The 19,112-nt window shown below is 70.7% G+C and carries 18 protein-coding genes; 6 read left to right on the forward strand and 12 right to left on the reverse strand.

Features of this window, described 5'->3' with window-relative positions; translation table 11 throughout:
* Window positions 1-59 precede the first annotated feature (59 nt).
* Both ACYUED_RS14155 and ACYUED_RS14160 read left to right on the forward strand, forming a co-directional pair.
* Window positions 60-1,382, forward strand: a complete 1,323-nt coding sequence (locus ACYUED_RS14155) for a GH1 family beta-glucosidase (RefSeq protein ID WP_491292639.1) — start codon at window positions 60-62, stop codon at window positions 1,380-1,382.
* On the forward strand, window positions 1,379-2,668 hold the full coding sequence (locus ACYUED_RS14160; RefSeq protein ID WP_491292640.1) for an MFS transporter: 1,290 nt from the start codon (window positions 1,379-1,381) through the stop codon (window positions 2,666-2,668). Before ACYUED_RS14155 ends, ACYUED_RS14160 begins: the two co-directional genes overlap by 4 nt.
* A gap of 3 nt (window positions 2,669-2,671) precedes the next feature.
* Here ACYUED_RS14160 and ACYUED_RS14165 read toward each other — a convergent pair whose 3' ends face one another.
* Window positions 2,672-3,526, reverse strand: a complete 855-nt coding sequence (locus ACYUED_RS14165) for an NAD-dependent epimerase/dehydratase family protein (protein WP_491294254.1) — start codon at window positions 3,524-3,526, stop codon at window positions 2,672-2,674.
* A gap of 134 nt (window positions 3,527-3,660) precedes the next feature.
* Here ACYUED_RS14165 and ACYUED_RS14170 point away from each other — a divergent pair, with 134 nt between their 5' ends.
* On the forward strand, window positions 3,661-4,509 hold the full coding sequence (locus tag ACYUED_RS14170) for a helix-turn-helix transcriptional regulator (protein ID WP_491292641.1): 849 nt from the start codon (window positions 3,661-3,663) through the stop codon (window positions 4,507-4,509).
* A 94-nt stretch (window positions 4,510-4,603) separates the two neighbouring features.
* On the opposite strand, the gene era is transcribed toward ACYUED_RS14170, so the two are convergent.
* The gene (gene era, locus ACYUED_RS14175) at window positions 4,604-5,572 is read right to left on the reverse strand and encodes a GTPase Era (RefSeq protein WP_266514067.1); all 969 of its coding nucleotides are present in this window, start codon (window positions 5,570-5,572) and stop codon (window positions 4,604-4,606) included.
* A 153-nt stretch (window positions 5,573-5,725) separates the two neighbouring features.
* Between era and ACYUED_RS14180 the strand changes: the two genes are divergently transcribed.
* A complete protein-coding gene (locus tag ACYUED_RS14180; protein WP_491292642.1) occupies window positions 5,726-7,048 on the forward strand; it encodes an ammonium transporter in 1,323 nt (440 codons plus the stop codon).
* Complete coding sequence (locus ACYUED_RS14185; protein ID WP_491292643.1) at window positions 7,045-7,383, forward strand: P-II family nitrogen regulator; 339 nt, start codon at window positions 7,045-7,047, stop codon at window positions 7,381-7,383. The genes ACYUED_RS14180 and ACYUED_RS14185 overlap by 4 nt, the downstream gene beginning before the upstream one ends.
* Here the strand turns inward: ACYUED_RS14185 and ACYUED_RS14190 are convergent.
* From ACYUED_RS14190 to ACYUED_RS14210, 5 genes are all read right to left on the reverse strand, one after another.
* The gene (locus ACYUED_RS14190) at window positions 7,277-8,299 is read right to left on the reverse strand and encodes a DUF916 domain-containing protein (RefSeq protein ID WP_491292644.1); all 1,023 of its coding nucleotides are present in this window, start codon (window positions 8,297-8,299) and stop codon (window positions 7,277-7,279) included. The two genes, ACYUED_RS14185 and ACYUED_RS14190, sit on opposite strands and share 107 nt — an antisense overlap.
* Window positions 8,300-8,355: 56 nt before the next feature.
* Window positions 8,356-9,672, reverse strand: a complete 1,317-nt coding sequence (locus ACYUED_RS14195) for a beta-xylosidase (protein ID WP_491292645.1) — start codon at window positions 9,670-9,672, stop codon at window positions 8,356-8,358.
* Between the two features lie 191 nt (window positions 9,673-9,863).
* Window positions 9,864-10,340, reverse strand: coding sequence for a hypothetical protein (locus ACYUED_RS14200; protein ID WP_491292646.1), 477 nt, complete (start codon window positions 10,338-10,340; stop codon window positions 9,864-9,866).
* Window positions 10,341-10,558: 218 nt separating this feature from the next.
* Window positions 10,559-10,912, reverse strand: coding sequence for a cytidine deaminase (locus tag ACYUED_RS14205; protein WP_491292647.1), 354 nt, complete (start codon window positions 10,910-10,912; stop codon window positions 10,559-10,561).
* A 28-nt stretch (window positions 10,913-10,940) separates the two neighbouring features.
* The gene (locus ACYUED_RS14210) at window positions 10,941-11,837 is read right to left on the reverse strand and encodes a helix-turn-helix transcriptional regulator (RefSeq protein ID WP_491292648.1); all 897 of its coding nucleotides are present in this window, start codon (window positions 11,835-11,837) and stop codon (window positions 10,941-10,943) included.
* A gap of 95 nt (window positions 11,838-11,932) precedes the next feature.
* On the opposite strand from ACYUED_RS14210, the gene ACYUED_RS14215 reads away from it, so the two are divergent.
* A complete protein-coding gene (locus tag ACYUED_RS14215; RefSeq protein WP_491292650.1) occupies window positions 11,933-13,396 on the forward strand; it encodes an MFS transporter in 1,464 nt (487 codons plus the stop codon).
* Here ACYUED_RS14215 and ACYUED_RS14220 read toward each other — a convergent pair.
* The 5 genes from ACYUED_RS14220 to ACYUED_RS14240 form a co-directional block, all read right to left on the reverse strand.
* Window positions 13,358-13,717, reverse strand: a complete 360-nt coding sequence (locus ACYUED_RS14220; protein WP_491292651.1) for an MmcQ/YjbR family DNA-binding protein — start codon at window positions 13,715-13,717, stop codon at window positions 13,358-13,360. The two genes, ACYUED_RS14215 and ACYUED_RS14220, sit on opposite strands and share 39 nt — an antisense overlap.
* On the reverse strand, window positions 13,714-15,021 hold the full coding sequence (locus ACYUED_RS14225; RefSeq protein WP_491292652.1) for a hemolysin family protein: 1,308 nt from the start codon (window positions 15,019-15,021) through the stop codon (window positions 13,714-13,716). Before ACYUED_RS14225 ends, ACYUED_RS14220 begins: the two co-directional genes overlap by 4 nt.
* Window positions 15,018-15,515: an rRNA maturation RNase YbeY gene (gene ybeY, locus ACYUED_RS14230; protein ID WP_491292653.1), complete on the reverse strand. Its 498-nt coding sequence runs from the start codon at window positions 15,513-15,515 to the stop codon at window positions 15,018-15,020. Before ybeY ends, ACYUED_RS14225 begins: the two co-directional genes overlap by 4 nt.
* Before the next feature lie 13 nt (window positions 15,516-15,528).
* Window positions 15,529-17,667 (reverse strand): PhoH family protein, encoded by a 2,139-nt coding sequence (locus tag ACYUED_RS14235; RefSeq protein ID WP_491292654.1) that lies wholly within the window; start codon window positions 17,665-17,667, stop codon window positions 15,529-15,531.
* Window positions 17,668-17,842: 175 nt separating this feature from the next.
* Entirely contained in the window at window positions 17,843-18,988 is a 1,146-nt protein-coding gene (locus ACYUED_RS14240; protein ID WP_491292655.1) for a carbohydrate kinase family protein, read from the reverse strand.
* Window positions 18,989-19,112: the final 124 nt, after the last annotated feature.

Here is a 19,112-nt window from a genome sequence, read left to right on the forward strand (position 1 = left end):
AACAGGTCGTTCGTGCGCGGGCGTTGACTTCCCTTACCGGCGGTAAGGATGATCCGCGCATGGCGACTGATCCGCTGCGTGCGGCGAACCCGATTCCTCAGTTCCCGGCCGGATTCCTCTGGGGTGTGTCGACCTCGGCCCACCAGATCGAGGGCGCGGCCGACGAGCGCGAACCGTCCGTGTGGGACGCCTTCACGGCCGAGCCGGGCCGGGTGAAGGACGGCTCGACCGCGGCGGTGGCCTGCGATCACTACCACCGCTACCGCGAGGACGTGGCCCTCCTCGCCGGCCTGGGCGTGGGCGCGTACCGCTTCTCGGTCTCCTGGCCCAGGGTGCGCTCCGCGGGCGGCCTGGACTTCTACGACCGCCTCGTCGACGAGCTGTGCGCCGCCGGCGTGCGTCCGGCGCCGACGCTCTTCCACTGGGACCTCCCCCGGGGAATGGACTGGCTGGAGCGCGACACGGCCGAGCGGTTCGCGGAGTACGTGTCGGTGGTGGCCGAGCGGCTGGGCGACCGCGTGCAGAAGTGGATCACCATCAACGAGCCCGCCGAGCACACACTGCTGGGGCACGCGCTGGGCGCCCACGCGCCGGGCAGGCAGCTGATGTTCGACGCGCTCCCCGTCGCCCACCACCAGCTGCTGGCCCACGGTCTGGCCGTACGCGCGCTGCGCGCGTCCGGCGCCACCGACATCGGGATCGCCAACTCGCACGGGCCGACCTGGCCGGCGTCCGAGGAGCCGGCGGACGTGGAGGCGGCGGGGTTCTACGACCTGCTGCTGAACCGCCTGTTCGCCGACCCCTTGCTGCTCGGCCGGTACCCGGAGGGACTGGGCGAGTTGATGCCGGGCGATGTCGAGGCCGACCTGAAGATCATCGCGGAGCCCCTCGACTGGTACGGAGTCAACTACTACGCACCGACCCGGGTGGGCGCCCCGCAGGGCGAGGACATCGAGTTCGGCGGTCTGACGATTCCGGCCGAACTCCCCTTCTCGGTACGGCAGATCGAGGGCGTTCCGGTCACGGACTTCGGCTGGCCCGTCGTACCCGAGGGCCTGACGGAACTGCTGACCACCTTCCACGCCCGCTACGGCGACCGTCTGCCGTCCGTCGTCATCACCGAGAACGGCTGCAGTTACGACGGGACCGACGACCAGGACCGGATCGCGTACCTGGACGCCCATGTCCGGGCCCTGCACGGGGCGTTGGAGGCGGGCGTCGACGTGCGCGGCTACTTCGTGTGGTCGCTGCTCGACAACTTCGAGTGGGCGGAGGGGTACGCGCGGCGGTTCGGGCTGGTGCACGTGGACTTCGAGACGCAGCGGCGGACCCCGAAGGCCTCGTACGGCTGGTTCCGGGACATGCTGCGGGCGCAGAGATGACGAAGACCCGACCCTCGGACACCTCGGACACCTCGGGCACCTCGGGCATCCCGAACCCCCTGGCCGAGCCCGCCGAACGCGTCGGACGGGGCTGGACCGCGTCCCTCTCGCTCGCCAACGGGGCGATCTGGGTGGGCTGGTACGGCCCCCTGCAGATCCTGCTGGCCTCCCAGGCCAAGGACTTCGCCCCGGGCTCCGGCATGTCCAAGGAGACGATGCTGGCGTGGGTGACCGGCGCGGGCGCCCTGGTCTCGCTGGTCGCCAACCCGCTCTTCGGCGCGCTCTCCGACCGGACGACGGCGCGCCGGGGCCGCCGTACGCCGTGGATCGTGGCCGGGGCGGCGGGCGGCGCGCTGTCCTTGCTGCTGCTCGCGGGCGCGGGCGGGGTGTGGACGATGGCGGCGGGCTGGTGTCTGGTCCAGCTGACACTGAACGCGGCGTTCGCGGCGGTGACCGCGGCGGTGCCGGATCGGGTGCCGCGGCTCCAACGGGGATCGGTGGGCGGCTGGTTGGGGGCCGCGCAGATCCTCGGGGTGGTCGGCGGGACGGGGCTCGCGACGGCGGCCGGGGGCGTCGGGGCCGGGTATGCGGCGTGCGCGGTGTTCACGGTGGCGGGCGTGCTGCCGTACGTCATCCGGTACGAGGATCTGCGGTTGGCGCCGGCGGACCGGCCGGTGTGGTCGTGGCGCGGCTTTCTGGCCGGGTTCTGGCTGAGCCCGCGCCGGTATCCGGACCTGGGCTGGGCGTGGCTGACCCGCCTCCTGATCAACCTCAGCAACGCGCTCGTCCTGCTCTACCTGCTGTACTACCTGCGCGACCGCCTCCACTACGACGACCCCGACGAGGGTGTGCTGATCCTGACGGCGGTCAACGGTCTGACGCTGCTCGCCACGGTCGTCGTGGGCGGGGTGTGGTCGGACCGGCTGGGACGCCGCAAACCGTTCGTGATCTGGTCGGGCGTGCTGATGGCGGTGGCGACGGCGGCGCTGGCGGGCTGGCAGACCTGGCCGGGCGCGATCGTCGCGGCGGCGGTGCTCGGGGTCGGCTTCGGAGTGTTCACGTCGGTCGACTTCGCGCTGATGACGGATGTACTGCCGAAGGCGCTGGACCGCGGCAAGGACCTGGGCGTGATCAACGTGGCCAATGCCCTGCCCCAGGTGGCGGCGCCCGCCCTCGCCGCGCCGATCGTGTCGTACCTGGGCGGCTACCGGGTGCTGTACCTGGTGGCGGCCGTGATCGGGTTGGCGGGGGCGGTGCTGGTGGGGCGGATCAGGGGCGTCAGGTGACCGTCACAGGGCTCCGGCGTCCCGGGCCGTCCAGACGCTCGGATGAAGGGGCCTGAAGCCGAGCTCCCGGCGGATCCGCCGGTTGGACATGATCCCGAACCAGGGGTCGGGATCCGTCAGCTCCTGCAGAGCGGCGGGCACCTCGACGCCGTTGAGCTGGTACAGCTCGACCGTCGTGACCGGGGCGTCGTCGGCGACGTTGTAGATCCGGCCGCCGATTCCCGGCGCGTACAGCAGCCGCGTCAGGCCCTGGGCGACGTCCGCGTGATGGGCCATCTGCAGCCGCTTGTGCGGGGCCCAGTGCGCGGCCCAGCGCAGGGAGTCGGCGAGGTGCGGGTCGCCCTCGCCGTAGACGAACGGAAGCCGTCCGACGCGTACGTCCAGGCCCTCCATCGCGAGCAGCTCCCGCTCGGCCTCGGCCTTGGACTCGGCATACGCACCCCACATCTCGCCGCCGGGCCGGCTCTCGTCCTCCTCGGTCAGCGGGCGGCCCCGTCCCACGCCGTACACGTTGCCCGTGCTGACCTGCACGAACCGCTTCACTCCCGAGGCCTGTGCGGCCCGGCCCAGTGCCACCGCGGCGTCCCGGTTGACGGCCCACGCCTCCTCGTCCGGCACGCCGCGGAAGGAGGCGGCGACGTTCACGACGGCGTCCACCCCGGCGAGCGCCTTGCCGAGTGTCTCCTCGTCCCGCATGTCCCCTACGGCCACCTGGGCGCCCAGTTCCGCGAACCGCTCACCGCGGGCGGCGTCCCGCACCAGGACCCGCACCTGCTCGCCCGGCTGCCGCTGAGCCAGCAGCCTCGGCGCGAACCGCCGTCCGACCTGTCCCGTCGTCCCGGTCACGAGTGTCAGCATCATGTGCTCCTCACCTGCTGTCGTCCGTCCTCGACAACCAGCCTCGGCGGACGCGGCGGGAACCGGGAGAGACCTGCTGATCAGGGGATCGGCAGTCCCTGGATAAGCGGCGCGGCCTCCCGCACCCTGGAGAGGTGAACCGAGCCGAACTAGCCGACTTCCTGCGCCGCGGCCGTGCCCGTCTGGACCCCTCCGACGTGGGCCTCGCGGCCGGCGCCCGCCGCCGTACGCCGGGTCTGCGCCGTGAGGAGGTGGCCCAGCTGGCCGGCATGTCCGTGGACTACTACACACGGCTGGAACAGTCCCGGGGCCCGCGTCCGTCCCGCCAGATGCTCGCCGCGCTGGCCCGCGCCCTGCGCCTGACGGAGGACGAGCGCGATCATCTGTTCCGCCTCGCGGGCGAGGAACCGCCGCGCCGGGAGACGACGAGCACGCATGTGCCTCCGGGCCTGCTCCTGGTGCTGGACCGGCTGCACGACACCCCGGCGATGGTGGTGACCGACTGCGGCGAGGTCCTGACCCAGAACGCGATGTCGCGGGCGCTGAGCGGAGACGTCCTCTCCCGGCCGCCCCGCGGGCGCAACATGCTCCGCCGCTTCTTCCTGGACCCGACGGCTCAGGGCCTGTTCCCGGTCGAGGACCGCCCGGAGCGCGCCCGCGAGCAGGTGGCCGCCCTGCGGGCGGTGACGTCGGCCCGCCCCACCGACCCGGAGCCCGCCGCCCTCGTCGCCGAACTACGCGCCGGGAGCGAGGAGTTCGCCCGACTCTGGGAGGAACACGAGGTGGCGGTACGCCGCGCCTCGACGAAACGCTTCCTGCACCCTGTGGTGGGCCTGCTGGAGCTGGACTGCGAGGTCCTCGTCAACTCCGACCACAACCAGCAACTCGTCATCCACACGGCCCGCCCGGGCACGGCCTCCCACGAGCGCCTGCAACTGCTGCGCGTGGTGGGGCTGCAGGACCTGACTCCCAGCCAGACCTGATCTTTCAGCCCGTCCGGCGTTTGAGGACGAGGCCGTTCAGGCCGAACGCGGGGGTCTGGGGGCGCAGCCCCCAGGGACAGGCGCCAGACAGAGGTCAGAAGCCCAGCTTCCGCAGCTGCCGAGGATCCCGCTGCCAGTCCTTCGCGACCTTCACATGGAGGTCCAGGAACACCGGCGTACCGAGCAGCGCCTCGATCTGCTTGCGGGACTTGATACCGACCTGCTTGAGCCGCTGCCCCTTCGGCCCGATGATGATGCCCTTCTGACTGGGGCGCTCGATGTACACGAAGGCGTGGATGTCGAGCAGGGGCTTGTCGGCAGGGCGGTCCTCGCGCGGGAGCATCTCCTCGACGACGACAGCGATGGAGTGCGGGAGCTCGTCGCGGACGCCCTCCAGCGCGGCCTCGCGGATCAGTTCCGCGATCATGACCTGCTCGGGCTCGTCGGTGAGATCACCCTCGGGATAGAGCGCCGGCCCCTCCGGCAGGAGCGGGACGATCAGGTCGGCGAGCAGATCCACCTGCTGGTCGGCGACGGCCGACACCGGCACGATCTCCGCCCACTCGAACCCCAGCTCCTTGCCGAGCAGGTCGATGGCGATCAGCTGCTCGGCCAGGGTCTTCGAGTCCACCAGGTCCGTCTTCGTGACGATCGCGATCTTCGGCGTCTTCTTGATCGACGCCAGTTCCTTCGCGATGAAACGGTCACCCGGGCCGAGCTTCTCGTTCGCCGGGAGACAGAAGCCGATCACGTCGACCTCGGCCCAGGTGGTCCGCACGATGTCGTTCAACCGCTCACCGAGCAGCGTGCGCGGCTTGTGCAGCCCCGGGGTGTCGACCAGGATCAGCTGGGCGTCCTCCCGGTGCACGATCCCCCGCACCGTGTGCCGCGTCGTCTGCGGCTGGTCCGCGGTGATCGCCACCTTCTGCCCGACCAGAGCGTTCGTGAGAGTGGACTTGCCCGCGTTGGGGCGACCGACGAAACAGGCGAAGCCCGACCTGTGTCCGGCTTCCGACGATTCCGACGGCCCGGATGACTGACTGCGAACGCTCATGGGGCCCATTCTCCCTGATCCACAGAGCACCGCCGTACAACCGAGCGACCGCTGCCCCCACCGTGAGCTCCAGGAAACCTCCACGTAACGAAACATCGCGGAAACACACCCGTGCACAACCGGAAACGCACGCCGGTGACGCTCTGACGAGCCCCCACCTCGATGGAGACGACCGTGACCCTCGCCGCCGCGCAGATCGACACGGGCGACACCGCCTGGCTGCTCGCCGCCACCGCCCTCGTCCTGCTGATGACCCCGGGCCTGGCCCTCTTCTACGGCGGCATGGTCCGCACGAAGAGCGTCCTCAACATGCTGATGATGAGCTTCGTGTCGATCGCCCTGGTCACGGTGGTGTGGCTGGCGGGCGGGTACTCCCTCGCCTTCGGCGACGACATCGGCGGCGGGCTCATCGGAGGGCTGAAGCAGGCCGGGATGGCGGACCTCGGCCCCGACAGCGTGCACGGCACCGTCCCCACCCTCCTCTTCGCCACCTTCCAGCTCACCTTCGCGATCATCACGGCGGCCCTGATCAGCGGCGCGGTCGCGGACCGGGTGAAGTTCTCCGCCTGGCTGGTCTTCGTGCCCGTGTGGGCGCTGCTCGTATACGTTCCCGTCGCCCACTGGGTGTGGGGCCCCGGCGGCTGGATCGCGAGCCACCTCGGCGCCCTCGACTTCGCCGGCGGCCTGCCGGTGGAGATCACCTCCGGCGCCTCGGGCCTGGCCCTCTGCCTGGTCCTCGGTCCGCGCCTCGGCTTCAAGAAGGACGCGATGCGTCCGCACAACCTCCCGATGGTGATGCTGGGCGCCGGCCTTCTCTGGTTCGGCTGGTTCGGCTTCAACGCCGGCTCGGCCCTCGGGGCGAACGGACTGGCCGCCGCGGCCTTCCTCAACACCCTCGCGGCCGGCTGCACCGGCCTGCTCGGCTGGCTCTTCGTCGAGCAGAGGCGCGACGGGCATCCCACCACCCTGGGCGCCGCGTCCGGCGCGGTCGCGGGCCTGGTCGCCATCACCCCCTCCTGCGGCTCGGTCTCCCTGCTCGGTGCCCTGGTCGTCGGCCTCGCCGCGGGTGTCGTCTGCTCGTACGCGGTGGGCTGGAAGTTCAAGCTCAACTACGACGACTCGCTCGACGTCGTCGGCGTCCACCTGGTCGGCGGGATCATCGGCACCCTGCTCATCGGCGTCTTCGCCGTGAAGGAGATGACGGACGGCCCCGAGGGCCTCCTCTACGGCGGCGGGCTCGCCCAGCTCGGCAAGCAGCTGGCGGCCATGGTCGCCGTGGCGGCGTACGCCTTCCTCGTCACGTACGGCATCGGAAAACTGCTCGACAGGGCGATGGGCTTTCGCGCGAGCGAGGAGGAGGAGCACACCGGCCTGGACCTTACGGTGCACGCCGAGACCGCATACGATCACGGCGTCCTGGGCCACGGCGCCCCGGTCTCGTCCTCCCTCGTCTCCTCCGCGCAGAAGGTCAAGAGCCAGCCATGAAGCTCATCACGGCGATCGTCAAGCCCTACCGCCTCGACGAGGTGAAGACCGCACTCCAGGAACTCGGTGTGCACGGCCTGACCGTGACCGAGGCCAGCGGGTACGGCAGGCAGCGCGGCCACACGGAGGTGTACCGCGGCGCCGAGTACCAGGTCGACCTCGTCCCCAAGGTGCGCATCGAGGTCGTCGTCGACGACGCCGACTCGGACGCCGTGATCGACGCGATCGTCAAGGTCGCACAGACGGGGAAGATCGGGGACGGGAAGGTGTGGGCAGTGCCGGTCGAGACGGTCGTACGGGTTCGGACGGGCGAGCGCGGCCCCGACGCGCTCTGACCGCGAGCACGACTCCCACGACGGTCACCACCAGCAGCACCAGCGTCGCCACCCACGGCAGCGCGAAGAACGGCGCGCTCCCCGACTCCCGCGTGTCCTGCGCGCTCGCCGTCAACCTGACGTCGCCCCAGTCGAGTTGGGGCGCGCCGTGCCACGGCTCGGTGAGCCGGACGCGCCGGCCGGGCAGCAGTTCGGCGGGGACGCGGGACAGGTCGCGGTTCAGCAGCGTACGGCCGAACACTCCCTCCGCGCGCAGTTCCACCTTGGGGTTCAGGGTGACGTTGCCGGTGTTGTGGAGGGTGTAGGAGATCCTCGCCGTGCTGTCGCCGAGGCCGGGGACGAGGGGCTGGTGGTGGATGACGTGGACGTTCTCCACGGCGATCGCGGGGAGGGTCGGGCCGCCGACGCGGAGGTAGACACGGGCGCCGACGGCACGCTGCACGCCGAGCGCGAGTGACCCGTCGCCCTTGTCGACACGTTCGTCGAGCGCCACCAACGCGCCCGGATGGTCGCCGGGTTCGGCGCCCTCGGGGACGCGGAGCGTGAACGGGACGGTGACCTTGCCGTGCGCCGGGACGGTCACGCGTGACGTCGCGGGCTTCGCCCAGGCACCCACCCCCCGCTGCTTCTCCTTGACCGTCCGCACCGCGAACCCGCCGTCCCGCGCGGTGTTGTAGGCGTCGGCGGCATACAACCGGAAGGTCAGCGGCTGCCCGGTCCTGTTGGCGACGACGACCTTGTCCTCGATGGTCGTCCCGGGGTCGGCGGAAAGATAGAAGTACGGGCGCGCGGCGACCTTCGAGGAGGCCGGGTAGACGGACCAGCTGCCGTTGTCGGCGGCGTGCGCGGGCGCGCTCAGGCCGGTGAGGAACAGGGCAGGGAGGAGGCTCAGGAGGAGGACGTACAGCTTGCGCATGGGTGCGGACCCCCGCGTGGGACGAGGTGGACGGGCGGGTGCGGGCGCCCGTGCGGTCAGGTGAGGGTGAGGGTGAGCACGCCGGAGTACGAACCCGGAGGCGTGAACGCCGGTACGTCCAGGGAGAGTCCGGCGCCTGCCGTGAACTCACCGCCGGTGAGCGTGCCGTTGGGGGTGGACGCCAGGGTCGCGCCCGAACCGCCCACCGCGCCCGCCGAACCGGCCTGACAGGTGCTCGGACTGCCCGCCTTGGTGGCGCAGGCGGGAGTCCAGCTCAGCTTCCCGGCATCGATCTTGGCGCCGGGACCGGTGAAGTCGGTGACCTTGCCGGTGAGGGACCAGCCCGCGGGTCCGCCGCGGAAGTCCTTCACGGTGACGCCGTTCAGGGCGCCGGTCGAGGCCCCGCCCTTGCCGAAGTCGACCGCCGACAGGGCGACGGAGTCACCGGCCTGGGACATGGACAGGGTGCCGGCCTTCACCGTGGCCGTCAGCTTCTGGCTGCCGTCGGGGACGGGGGTGGTGTCGTTGACGACGTAGGCGGCGGGCCCGGCGCCCTTGCCGGCGCTCCACGCGCTGCCCTCGTAGGCGACCACACCCGTCGTCGTCCTGTCGTTGACGACGAGGGAGCCGCTGAAGGAGCCGTTGGCGGAGGCGGTGGCGGTCGCCGTGTCCGCGGTCTGGGTGTCCCCGGAGCGCCCGGCGAGGGTGACGGTCGCGCCGGGCGTGAAGTTACTGCCGGTGACGGTGACACCGGCACCGGCGTTCCCGGAGGCCGAACCCAGCGAGATGGCACGGTTGTTGGTGGGACTGGCGTCCGTCGCGGTGACGGTCGCGGAGACCGGCGCGGGCGGGTTGGTCACCGTGCACGGGGTGTCCAGCTCGAGGATGTAGCTGGTGTGGATGTTGTAGTCGCCGGGCGAGAGCGTGATCGAGCCCGGCGCGGTGACCTTGAAGGTGCCGGTCATGGAGAACGACGGGAAGGCGCCGTTGCCCGGCACCGGGTCGTTCTTCTTCGGTCCGGCGACCGTCACGTTCCCCGTCTGCGCGCCACCGAGGGTGACCTTGCCGGTGGGCGTCATGATGTCGGCCGGCAGGGCGATCGCGGTGGGGTTGCTGGCGGCGGGCTTGACGACGGTGTAGGTGACGGTGACGGTGTCACCGACCTTCGGACTGGCGTTGTCCACCGCGACGCCGGCGGTGGTCGTGCCGTCGATCGGCGGTATGCCCGCGACGGCGGGCGGAATGCAGTGCGTGGCGAAGTCCACGTTCGTGGCGGCGCCGGCCGGACAGGCCAGCGCCGCGCCCGCGGAGACCGCGAGCGCGGTCGCGCCGAGCAGTGACGCCCAGCGGCGTCTTCGGTTCAGCGAACCCATGGGTGTGCCCCCTCTTCTTCTGTGCTCACTGGGGGCATTGATGTGGGGATCGCGTGAGAAGTCAATGGAGACACCGAAATGAACTGATGGCCCGTCAGTTCCTGTGTACCTACCGAGAACTGACGAACCATCAACCAGCCGCCGCCATCAACGACCGTGGATCGGTCGACCGCTGATCAGTCGACCGCTGATCAGTCGAACACGAACGGTCCGGGCGACTGCGGCCCGGTGGCCGTGCAGGTGATGGTGATGCCGAACACGGTCATCTGCAGCGAGCCGCCGTAGGCCTCCAGGCTGTCGCCGGAGGCCACGGTGCCGCCCAGCGGACCGACGGTGACGGGGTCGCCTGCGGCCATCGCCGGGTTCTTGGTACCGCTGAAGGCGGAGGTGCCGCCAGCGGCGTTGACCAGAGTCAGCGTGGAGGAGATCGAGTCCGCCGACAGGGCGATCGGGGCGGTGATCGCGGACGACGTGAGGGTCAGGGTGGCCGACGGGCCGTCCTGGGTGGCCGTGAGCGTGGCGTCTCCGCCACCGAAGCTTCCGCAGTCGGCGGTGATCGTCGCCGACTGCGGGGTGACGGCGAGCGCGCTGGGGGCGAACGCGAGCGAGGCGGCCGCGAGGGCCCCCACCGCCATGGCCGCACCTGTGGTCATTCGTTTGGCTCTCATGGGGATCCGGCTCCCTTCCCGAAGCTGGGAACTGCCATGTGGGGATGGATGGGAGAGGTCCGCGCAGACCGTCAAAAGGCGTGGTGCGGTACGCCGTGTGTGGGGGGTGGATCTGGCGGTTGGATCTGACGGTCCGTCGGAACTACCGGTTCCATTGATGCCGGTGGGATGGAGGAACGGCAAGGACGAATTCCGGACGACTCTGAAGCGGCCGGTTTTCAGCCTGCCGTGAGGGTGCTCCGAACGGTGCCGTCGGGGCCGGCCACGAGCACCGGGGTCCGGTCCCCGCCGAGGTCCCGTACGGCCGCCCGGTCCTCGTCCGAAGCCGACTCGGCCTCGGTCACCACGGCCGCCGCTTCCAGGGACTTCGCCCCCGAGGCCACCGCCATGGCGACCGCCGTCCGCAGCGCGCTCAGCTTCAGCGACGGAAGATCGACGCTCCCGGCGACATACGTACGTCCGGTCTCGTCCCGTACGGCCGCACCCTCGGGCACGCCGTTGCGGGCCCGCGCGGAACGAGCCAGGGTGACGATCTTGCGGTCCTCGGGATCAAGCGCACTGCTGTCGGTCATGAGCCGAGCATACGGACCACCGCGGCGGCTATCCGGCCACGGGGTACATCGCGCCGCGCCGAGCCTCGGGAGAGGCCAGCCACTCCAGCTTCGCCGCCGTGTTCGCCTCGTCGAGCGGGGTGTGGAGCACGATCGTGAGATCGGGCCGGGCCGGTACCCGCATCGCCGTCGACTCCACGACCAGCAGCCCGACCAGCGGATGCTCCAGCTCCTTGCGGATCTGCCCGGCGTCCTCGATGTCCCGTTGTGCCCACAGCGCGGCGAACTCGGCACTCGACTCGGTCAGCTGTGCCAGCAACGTCTGAAAACCCTCGTCGGCGGGCCGGGTGGCGCTCGCGGCCCGGAACTGCGCGACGACCGTACGGGCGTTGCGCTCCCAGCTCGCCGACCGCGACCGGTACAGCGGGTCCATGAAGAAGTCGACCACGCAGTTCTGCGTGTTGCCCGGCCGCATGCCCAGCACCGTCGAGGCCGCGTCGTTGTACAGCACGCAGTTGTAGTACGGGTCCATGATGTGCGCCGGATACGGCATCCAGGTGTCGATCAGCCGCCGCAGCCCCGCGTACATGTCCTGCCCGTCCGGCCCGCCCGGCTCGGCCTCCGGCGCCGGCGGGTTCAGCCCGGCCAGCCGGTACAGATGCCGCCGCTCGGCGCTGCTCAGCCGCAGCACCCGCGCCACCGAGTCCAGGACCTGCGGGGAGACGGAGATGTCCCGGCCCTGCTCAAGCCACTGGTACCAGGACGCGCCGACACCGGCGAGCACCGCGACCTCCTCGCGCCGCAACCCGGGCGTGCGCCGTCGCACCCCGCCGTCCGGCAGGCCGGCCTGGGCCGGGGAGACCCGTGCCCGCCGGCTCATCAGGAACTCGCGCAGCTCCCGCAGTCGATGCGCCTTGCCCGCCGCTGTCTCGACGACCTCCGCCACGTGCCCGACTCCCCCGTCTGCTCTGCCTGGTGGTGCCACCACCAGCACAACCTCCGGCTCCCCACGCCTATTCCGACGCCCGCAGTCTCTTACCCATGGCGATCGACACCACCCCGACCGGAACCACGACCACCGAACCGCTCGACAACCCCAGGCTGTCGACGCGCGACAAACTCGTCCTCTTCGTCCTGTGCGCGGCCCAGTTCATGGTCGCCCTGGACTTCTCCGTCCTGAACGTGGCGCTGCCCGTGCTCGGAGACGATCTGGGCATGAGCCGGTCCGCCCTGCAGTGGGCGGTCACCGCGTTCGCACTGCCCTCCGGCGGCTTCCTGCTCCTGTTCGGCCGGATCGGCGACCTCTACGGCCGGCGCAGGCTGTTCCTCGCCGGACTCGCCCTCTTCGGCGCGGCCTCGCTCCTTGCGACCTTCGCCTGGGACCCGGCGTCCTTCCTCACCGGCCGCGCACTGCAGGGCCTCGGCGCGGCGGCGATCGTCCCGACCGGTATGTCCCTGCTGACCACGACCTTCCCCGAAGGTCCCGCCCGCGCCCGCGCCCTCGGCATCTCGGGCACCCTGCTCTCCCTCGGCTTCACCGTCGGCATGGTGGCCGGCGGCGTCCTCACCGACGCCTTCGGCTGGCGCTCCACGATGGGCCTGCTGACGGTGTTCGCCCTGATCGTGCTGCCGCTGGCCCCCGGCCTGCTGCCCGAGTCCCGCACCCCCGAGCGACCGCGCCTGGACGTGCCCGGCGCGATCACGGTCACCGCCGGCCTGCTCTCCCTCATCTACTCGCTGTCGACGGCCGCCGACCACGGCTTCGCCCGCGCCGACGTCATCACGACCCTGCTCGCCGGACTGCTGCTGCTCGCCGCGTTCGTCTTCGTCGAGTCGCGCACGGCGGCCCCCCTGGTCTCCCTGCCGATGCTGCGCCGCCGCACGGTGGCCTGGGGCAACCTGGGCGGCCTGGTCACCTTCTCGATGATGTCGACGGTCGTCTTCGTCCTGACGCTCTACCTGCAGGAGGTGCTGCGCCTGTCGGCCTTCGAGACGGGTCTGGTCTTCGGCTTCCAGGGCGTCCTGTCGGCGATAGCGGGCACGTACACCCCGAAGGTCATCGGCCGCCTCGGCGCCCGCCGCACGCTGGTCGTCTCGCTCGCCGGCCAGGGCGCCCTCATCGCGGCGCTGCTCGGGCTGAACGCCCACACCTGGTCGGTCTGGCTCGCCACGGCCGCCGTCTCGCTGTCCAGCATGTGCCACCTGGGCGCGATCATCTCGTACGGCCTGACCGTCACCTCCGGCGTCCCGGACGAGGAGCAGGGCCTGGCCACCGGACTGGTCACCTCGACCCAGCAGGTCGGCATCACCGTAGGGATCCCGCTCCTCGGCGTCCTGGCCACGACGTCGGACGACCTGCTGTCGGGCGTCCACACGGTGCTGGCGATCGACGCGGCGGTCGTGCTCGCGGCCGCCGCACTGGTCGGGCTCGGCCTGCGGGAACGCAAGGCCTCGGGAACGAACGCCTCAGGGCCGGTCGAGGCGGAGCCGGTCGGCGCGCGGTAGACCGGCCACCACCAGGTCGTACGAGTCCTCGACGAGCTCCCTGACCAGCCGGTCCGGGAGCTCGCCGTCGACGGTGACGGTGTTCCAGTGGCGCTTGTTCATGTGGTACCCGGGGATGATCAGGCCGGGGTGGTCGGCACGCAGCCGGCCCGCGTCCTCGGGGTCGCACTTGAGGTTGACGGTGAGCGGGCGGGCATCCAGCCCGCTCAGGGCGAACATCTTGCCCAGCACCTTGAAGACCGAGGTCTCCGGGTTGAACGGGAAGTCCTCCACCGCGGCGTTGAAGGACAGGCAGAAGCCGCGCAGTTCCTCCGGGCTCACTCCTCCTTCGCCTCCTCCCCCGACGGGCCGGCCGGGCCCACGGGCTCCACCAGCACGGTCACGATCTTGTTGCGGCGGCCGGCCGCGGACTCCGCCGTCAGCCGCAACTCCCGCCCGTCGGGCAGTTCCACGACCGACGACGCCTGCGCGATGGGCACCCGGCCCAGAGCCTTCGCGAGCAGACCGCCGACGGTCTCCACGTCCTCGTCGTCGTACTCGTCGAGGCCGTACAGCTCGCCCAGGTCGGTGATGTCGAGGCGGGCGGTGACGCGGTAGCGGTCGTCGCCGAGGTCCTCGACCGGCGGGAGTTCACGGTCGTACTCGTCGGTGATCTCGCCGACGATCTCCTCCAGGATGTCCTCGATGGTGACGATGCCGGCCGTGCCGCCGTACTCGTCGATGACGACGGCGACGTGGTTGCGGTCCTGCTGCATCTCGCGCAGCAGGTCGCCGGCGTTCTTGGTGTCGGGCACGAAGGCGGCGGGCCGCATGGCCGTCGAGACCAGCTCGCTCTCGGCGTCCCGGCTGATGTGCGTCTTGCGCGCCAGGTCCTTCAGATACACGATCCCGACGACGTCGTCCTCGCTCTCCCCGGTGACGGGGATCCGGGAGAAGCCCGAACGCAGCGCCAGGGTGAGGGCCTGACGGATCGTCTTGTACCGCTCGATGGCGATCAGGTCGGTCCGCGGCACCATGACCTCCCGTACGAGGGTGTCGCCGAGCTCGAACACCGAGTGCACCATGCGGCGCTCCTCGTCCTCGATCAGCGACTCCTTCTCCGCGAGGTCGACCAGCGCGCGCAGCTCCGCCTCGGAGGCGAAGGGGCCGCGGCGGAACCCCTTGCCGGGGGTGAGCGCGTTACCGATCAGGATGAGGAGGTTCGGGATCGGGCCCATGATCCTGGCCAGGGGCACGAGCACGTAGGCCGCGGCGGTCGCCGTGTTCAGCGGGTGCTGGCGGCCGATGGTGCGCGGGGAGACGCCCACGGCGACGTACGACACCAGGACCATGACGCCGATCGCGGCCAGCAGGGCACGCGTGGTGCCGTTGAACTCCTGCAGGCAGGCGTAGGTCACCAGGGCCGCGGCCGCCATCTCGCAGGCGACGCGGACCAGCAGCGCGACGTTCAGATAGCGGGTCGGGTCGGCGGCGATCCGGGCGAGCTTCGCGCTGCCGCGGCGGCCGGAGCGTACGGCCTCCTCGGCGCGGAAGCTGGAGACGCGTGCGAGGCCCGCCTCCGCGCAGGCGGCGAGCCAGGCGACGACGACCAGGGCGATCGCACCCGCGACGATCTGGGGACTCATGAGACGGTCGGGGCCGGGGACGGGCCGGTGTGGCCCTTCTCCGCGCGCCAGCCGTCCACGATGGCCGCCTGCAGGCCGAACATCTCGGCCTTCTCGTCGGGCTCCTCGTGGTCGTACCCGAGGAGGTGCAGCACGCCATGGACGGTGAGGAGCTGGAGCTCCTCGTCCATGGAGTGCTGCGTGGGCGCTTCCTCACCCTGCTTCTTGGCGACCTCGGGGCACAGCACGATGTCACCGAGGAGGCCCTGCGGGGGCTCGTCGTCGTCCTTCGTCGGCGGACGCAGCTCGTCCATCGGGAAGGACATGACGTCCGTGGGCCCCGGCAGGTCCATCCACTGGATGTGCAGCTGCTCCATGCCGTCGGCGTCCACGACGATCACCGAGAGCTCGGAGAGCGGGTGGATGCGCATCCGGGCCAGTGCGTAGCGGGCGATGTCGAGGATCGCCTGCTCGTCGACCTCGGTTCCGGACTCGTTGTTGACGTCGATCGACATGGTGCTGGCTTGTCTACTTCCGCTTGTTCCGGCCGCCCCGGTGGGCGCCGTTCTCCGTACCGTTCTGGCTGTCGTACTTCTCGTACGCGTCGACGATACGGCCGACCAGCTTGTGCCGTACGACGTCCTGCGACGACAGGCGGGAGAAGTGGACGTCGTCGAGGCCCTCCAGGATCTCCTGGACCTGCCGCAGACCCGACTTGGTGCCGTTGGGCAGGTCGACCTGCGTCACGTCACCCGTGATCACGATCTTCGATTCGAAGCCGAGCCGGGTGAGGAACATCTTCATCTGCTCGGGGGAGGTGTTCTGGGCCTCGTCGAGGATGATGAAGGCGTCGTTGAGCGTGTTGTGCGTCAGCAGGTAGTCCTGGGTGACGTAGAGGGAGTCCTCGGCGGCCACCTGGATGCAGACGGTCTCCTCGCGGCCTGCGGGCTCGATGCTGTCGATGAAGCGCATCGGGCGGCCGCCCCCTCCGGCCGCGAGGTACTTGTCGCGCTTGCGGGCGAGGCGGAAGGGCTCGATGCCCTCGGGGAGGCGGATGTCGACGACATGGGCGTCGTACCGGTACCCGACCTCCCGGCCCTTCGCGAGACCCGGCTTGCGGCCCTCTGCGACCCTGCGTCGCGTGTAAGCGACACCACCGAGCGACTGCACGAGCGAGATCACGTCGTCGCGAAGCGCGATCGACGTCGTCGAATAGTGGATCCGGCAGGTGCGGTCCTTCTGCGTGACGGGACCGCCGTCCGAGTCGAGCAGGCCCTGGAGGACCGCAAGGCGCACCTCGGCGGAGTTGTATCGGTAGTCGTCAGGGACGAACTTGGAGTGCGAGCGAGTACTCAGCAGATCCAACTCGCGCAGCACGCGCGTCACGGGGTTCTCCAGGGTGACCACGTCACCGGGGGACTTGACCCGGTTCAGGGTGTAGTCGGGCCCGTTCTTGTGGCGAACCGCGACACCGGGCAGCGCGGCTTCCAGTGCCTCGGCCAACTCCGCATCCTCCGTTGAGTAGGACGGAGTCGTGGAGCCGGTGAGGCATCCGTCGCCCAGCAGCAGCCCCAGCGCGTACGGGTCCATGGGGACCTCGCGCTCAGGGAAGCAGACCGGTGCCGTGAGCATCGGCAGCTCATACCGGCGAGCGTGGGCCGCCCGCAGGTTGCCGATCATCTCCTGTGTCTCCAGGACCCGCCATGGCTTGTTCCGGCGTTTGTCGGAGGCGGTTCGGACCGTCCACAGGTGCTCTCCGCAGCACAATGTCCAGGCACCGTCCTGAGCGGTGACACGGTAGACGTCTTTCACTCCCTGCGGGTACACCCCCAGGACCGGAGTCGGCTCACCGTTCGATCCAATGACCAGGTCACCGACCTGGAGGTCGCCGATGGGGCGCCATCCGTCCGGGGTGAGGACATTCGTGAACGTCGGGTGCGCTCTGCCCCTCATATACGCCAGCGGCGCCACCTCGATGATCCCCGAGGCCATCAGCTTCGGGATCGAGTCCGGGTCCAGCATGTCGTGCAGGGCGTCGTACAGCGGGCGGAGGTAGGGGTCGATCTTCTCGTAGAGGGTGCCGGGGAGGAAGCCGAGGCGCTCGCCGGCCTCCACCGCGGGGCGGGTCAGGATGATGCGGGTGACCTGCTTGGACTGCAGGGCCTGCACCGCCTTCGCCATGGCGAGGTACGTCTTGCCGGTGCCGGCGGGGCCGATGCCGAAGACGATCGTGTGCTTGTCGATCGCGTCGACGTACCGCTTCTGGTTGAGGGTCTTGGGGCGGATGGTGCGGCCCCGGGAGGAGAGGATGTTCTGGGTGAGGACCTCGGCCGGGGTCTCCTGGCCGTCGCTCTCCCCGTTCTCACTCGCCCTGAGCATGGCGATCGAGCGTTCCACTGCGTCCTCCGTCATCGGCTGTCCGGTGCGGAGCACCAGCATCATCTCGTCGAACAGGCGCTGGATGAGGGCGACTTCCACGGCGTCGCCGACCGCGCTGATCTCGTTTCCCCGGGCGTGGATGTCGACCGCCGGGAAGGCCTTCTCGATCACGCGCAGGAGGGAGTCGCCGGACCCCAGGACGGTCACCATGGGGTGCTGGGCGGGGACGGTGAACTGCGCTCTCGCCTGCCCCTGCGCGGGGGTGTGAACTGTGGGTGTCTGAGTCATGGGCCGGCTCTGTAGGCCTTGCTCGTCCTCCTCGAAACGACACGCAAGCCGCTTGGGCTGCCTGGCGGTTTCCAGGGTACGCCGGGGAACTGACAACGCCGTAGGCCTTTTCCGCGGCCTCTGTTTCACCACCGTGATGTGCCGACCTGCACCGATATGCGCCGGGCACGCCCTCTCAGACCGACCTGAACCCGATCGTCGGCACCGCCCGCCGCAGCGGCCACGGTCTCGCCGACTCCTCCGGTACGAGTGTCTCCAGGAAGGAGTAGCGGCTGAGTGCCGTCGGATCCTGGCCCTCGACCGACTGCACCTTCCGCCACCAGGCCCCGATCTCCGACCAGCCCGGCGCCGACAGCGATCCCCCGAACTCCTGCACGGACAGGGCGGCCGTCAGGCCCGCGAAGGCCAGCCGGTCGGCCAGCGGCCAGCCGGCCAGGGTGCCGGTGACGAAGCCCGCGACGAACACGTCTCCGGCGCCGGTGGGGTCGAGGGCCTCCACGGCGATGGCGGGGACCTCGGCGGTCTCGCCGGTGCGCCCGTCCACCGCGTACGCGCCCTCCGCACCGAGGGTGACCACCGCGAGCGGTACGTGTTCGGTGAGGGCGTGGGCGGCGGCCTTGGGGCCGGCGGCGCCGGTGTACCGCATCGCCTCCTCCGCGTTCGGCAGGAAGGCCTCGCAGTGTTCGAGGTCGGCCAGGCCCGCCAGGTCCCAGGCGCCGCTGTCGTCCCAGCCGACGTCGGCGAAGATCCGGGCGCCCGTGCCTGCGGCCTCGGCGATCCAGGGGGCGCGCTTGCCGGGCGTGAGGGAGGCGATGGCTGCACGCGCGCGGGGAGGGAAGTCGGGGGCCCCCGACTGGAGGGAGAGTGCGTCCGGGGGCGGCTCGTGACCGTGGGAGACCATCGTGCGCTCCCCCTCGTACGCCATGGAGACGGTGACCGAGGAGTGCCAGCCGGGCACGGTACGGGAGGTGGAGAGGTCGATGTGCTCGCCCTGCTCCAGCGCGTCCCAGCAGTACTCGCCGTAGTGGTCGTCGCCGAAAGCCGCGGCCAGGGACGTCTTCAGGCCGAGGCGGGCCAGTGCGGTGGCCATGTTGGCGACGCCGCCGGGGCTCGACCCCATCCCGCGCGCCCAGGACTCCGTCCCGCGCACCGGGGCGGAGTCGAGCCCGGTGAAGATGATGTCCAGGAACACGGTGCCCGTGAGGTACACGTCCCAGGGGGGATCCTCCGGTGTGCGCAGCACGGCGAGCGGGTCGAACTCGGCCTGGCACTTCGGTCCCGTGGTGACGGGTGACGGTCCCTTTCCGGTGGGCGCGATCACGGTGCACTCCCTGGCATGGTGCGGATCAGGCCAGTGTGCACCACCCCACCGACAACGCGGCGCAGGCGCCCGCCCCATCGGGCCGACCTCCGCGAGTCCAGCCCGTCCGGCATTTAGGGACGAG

The organism is Streptomyces sp. DF42, assembly GCF_058267695.1.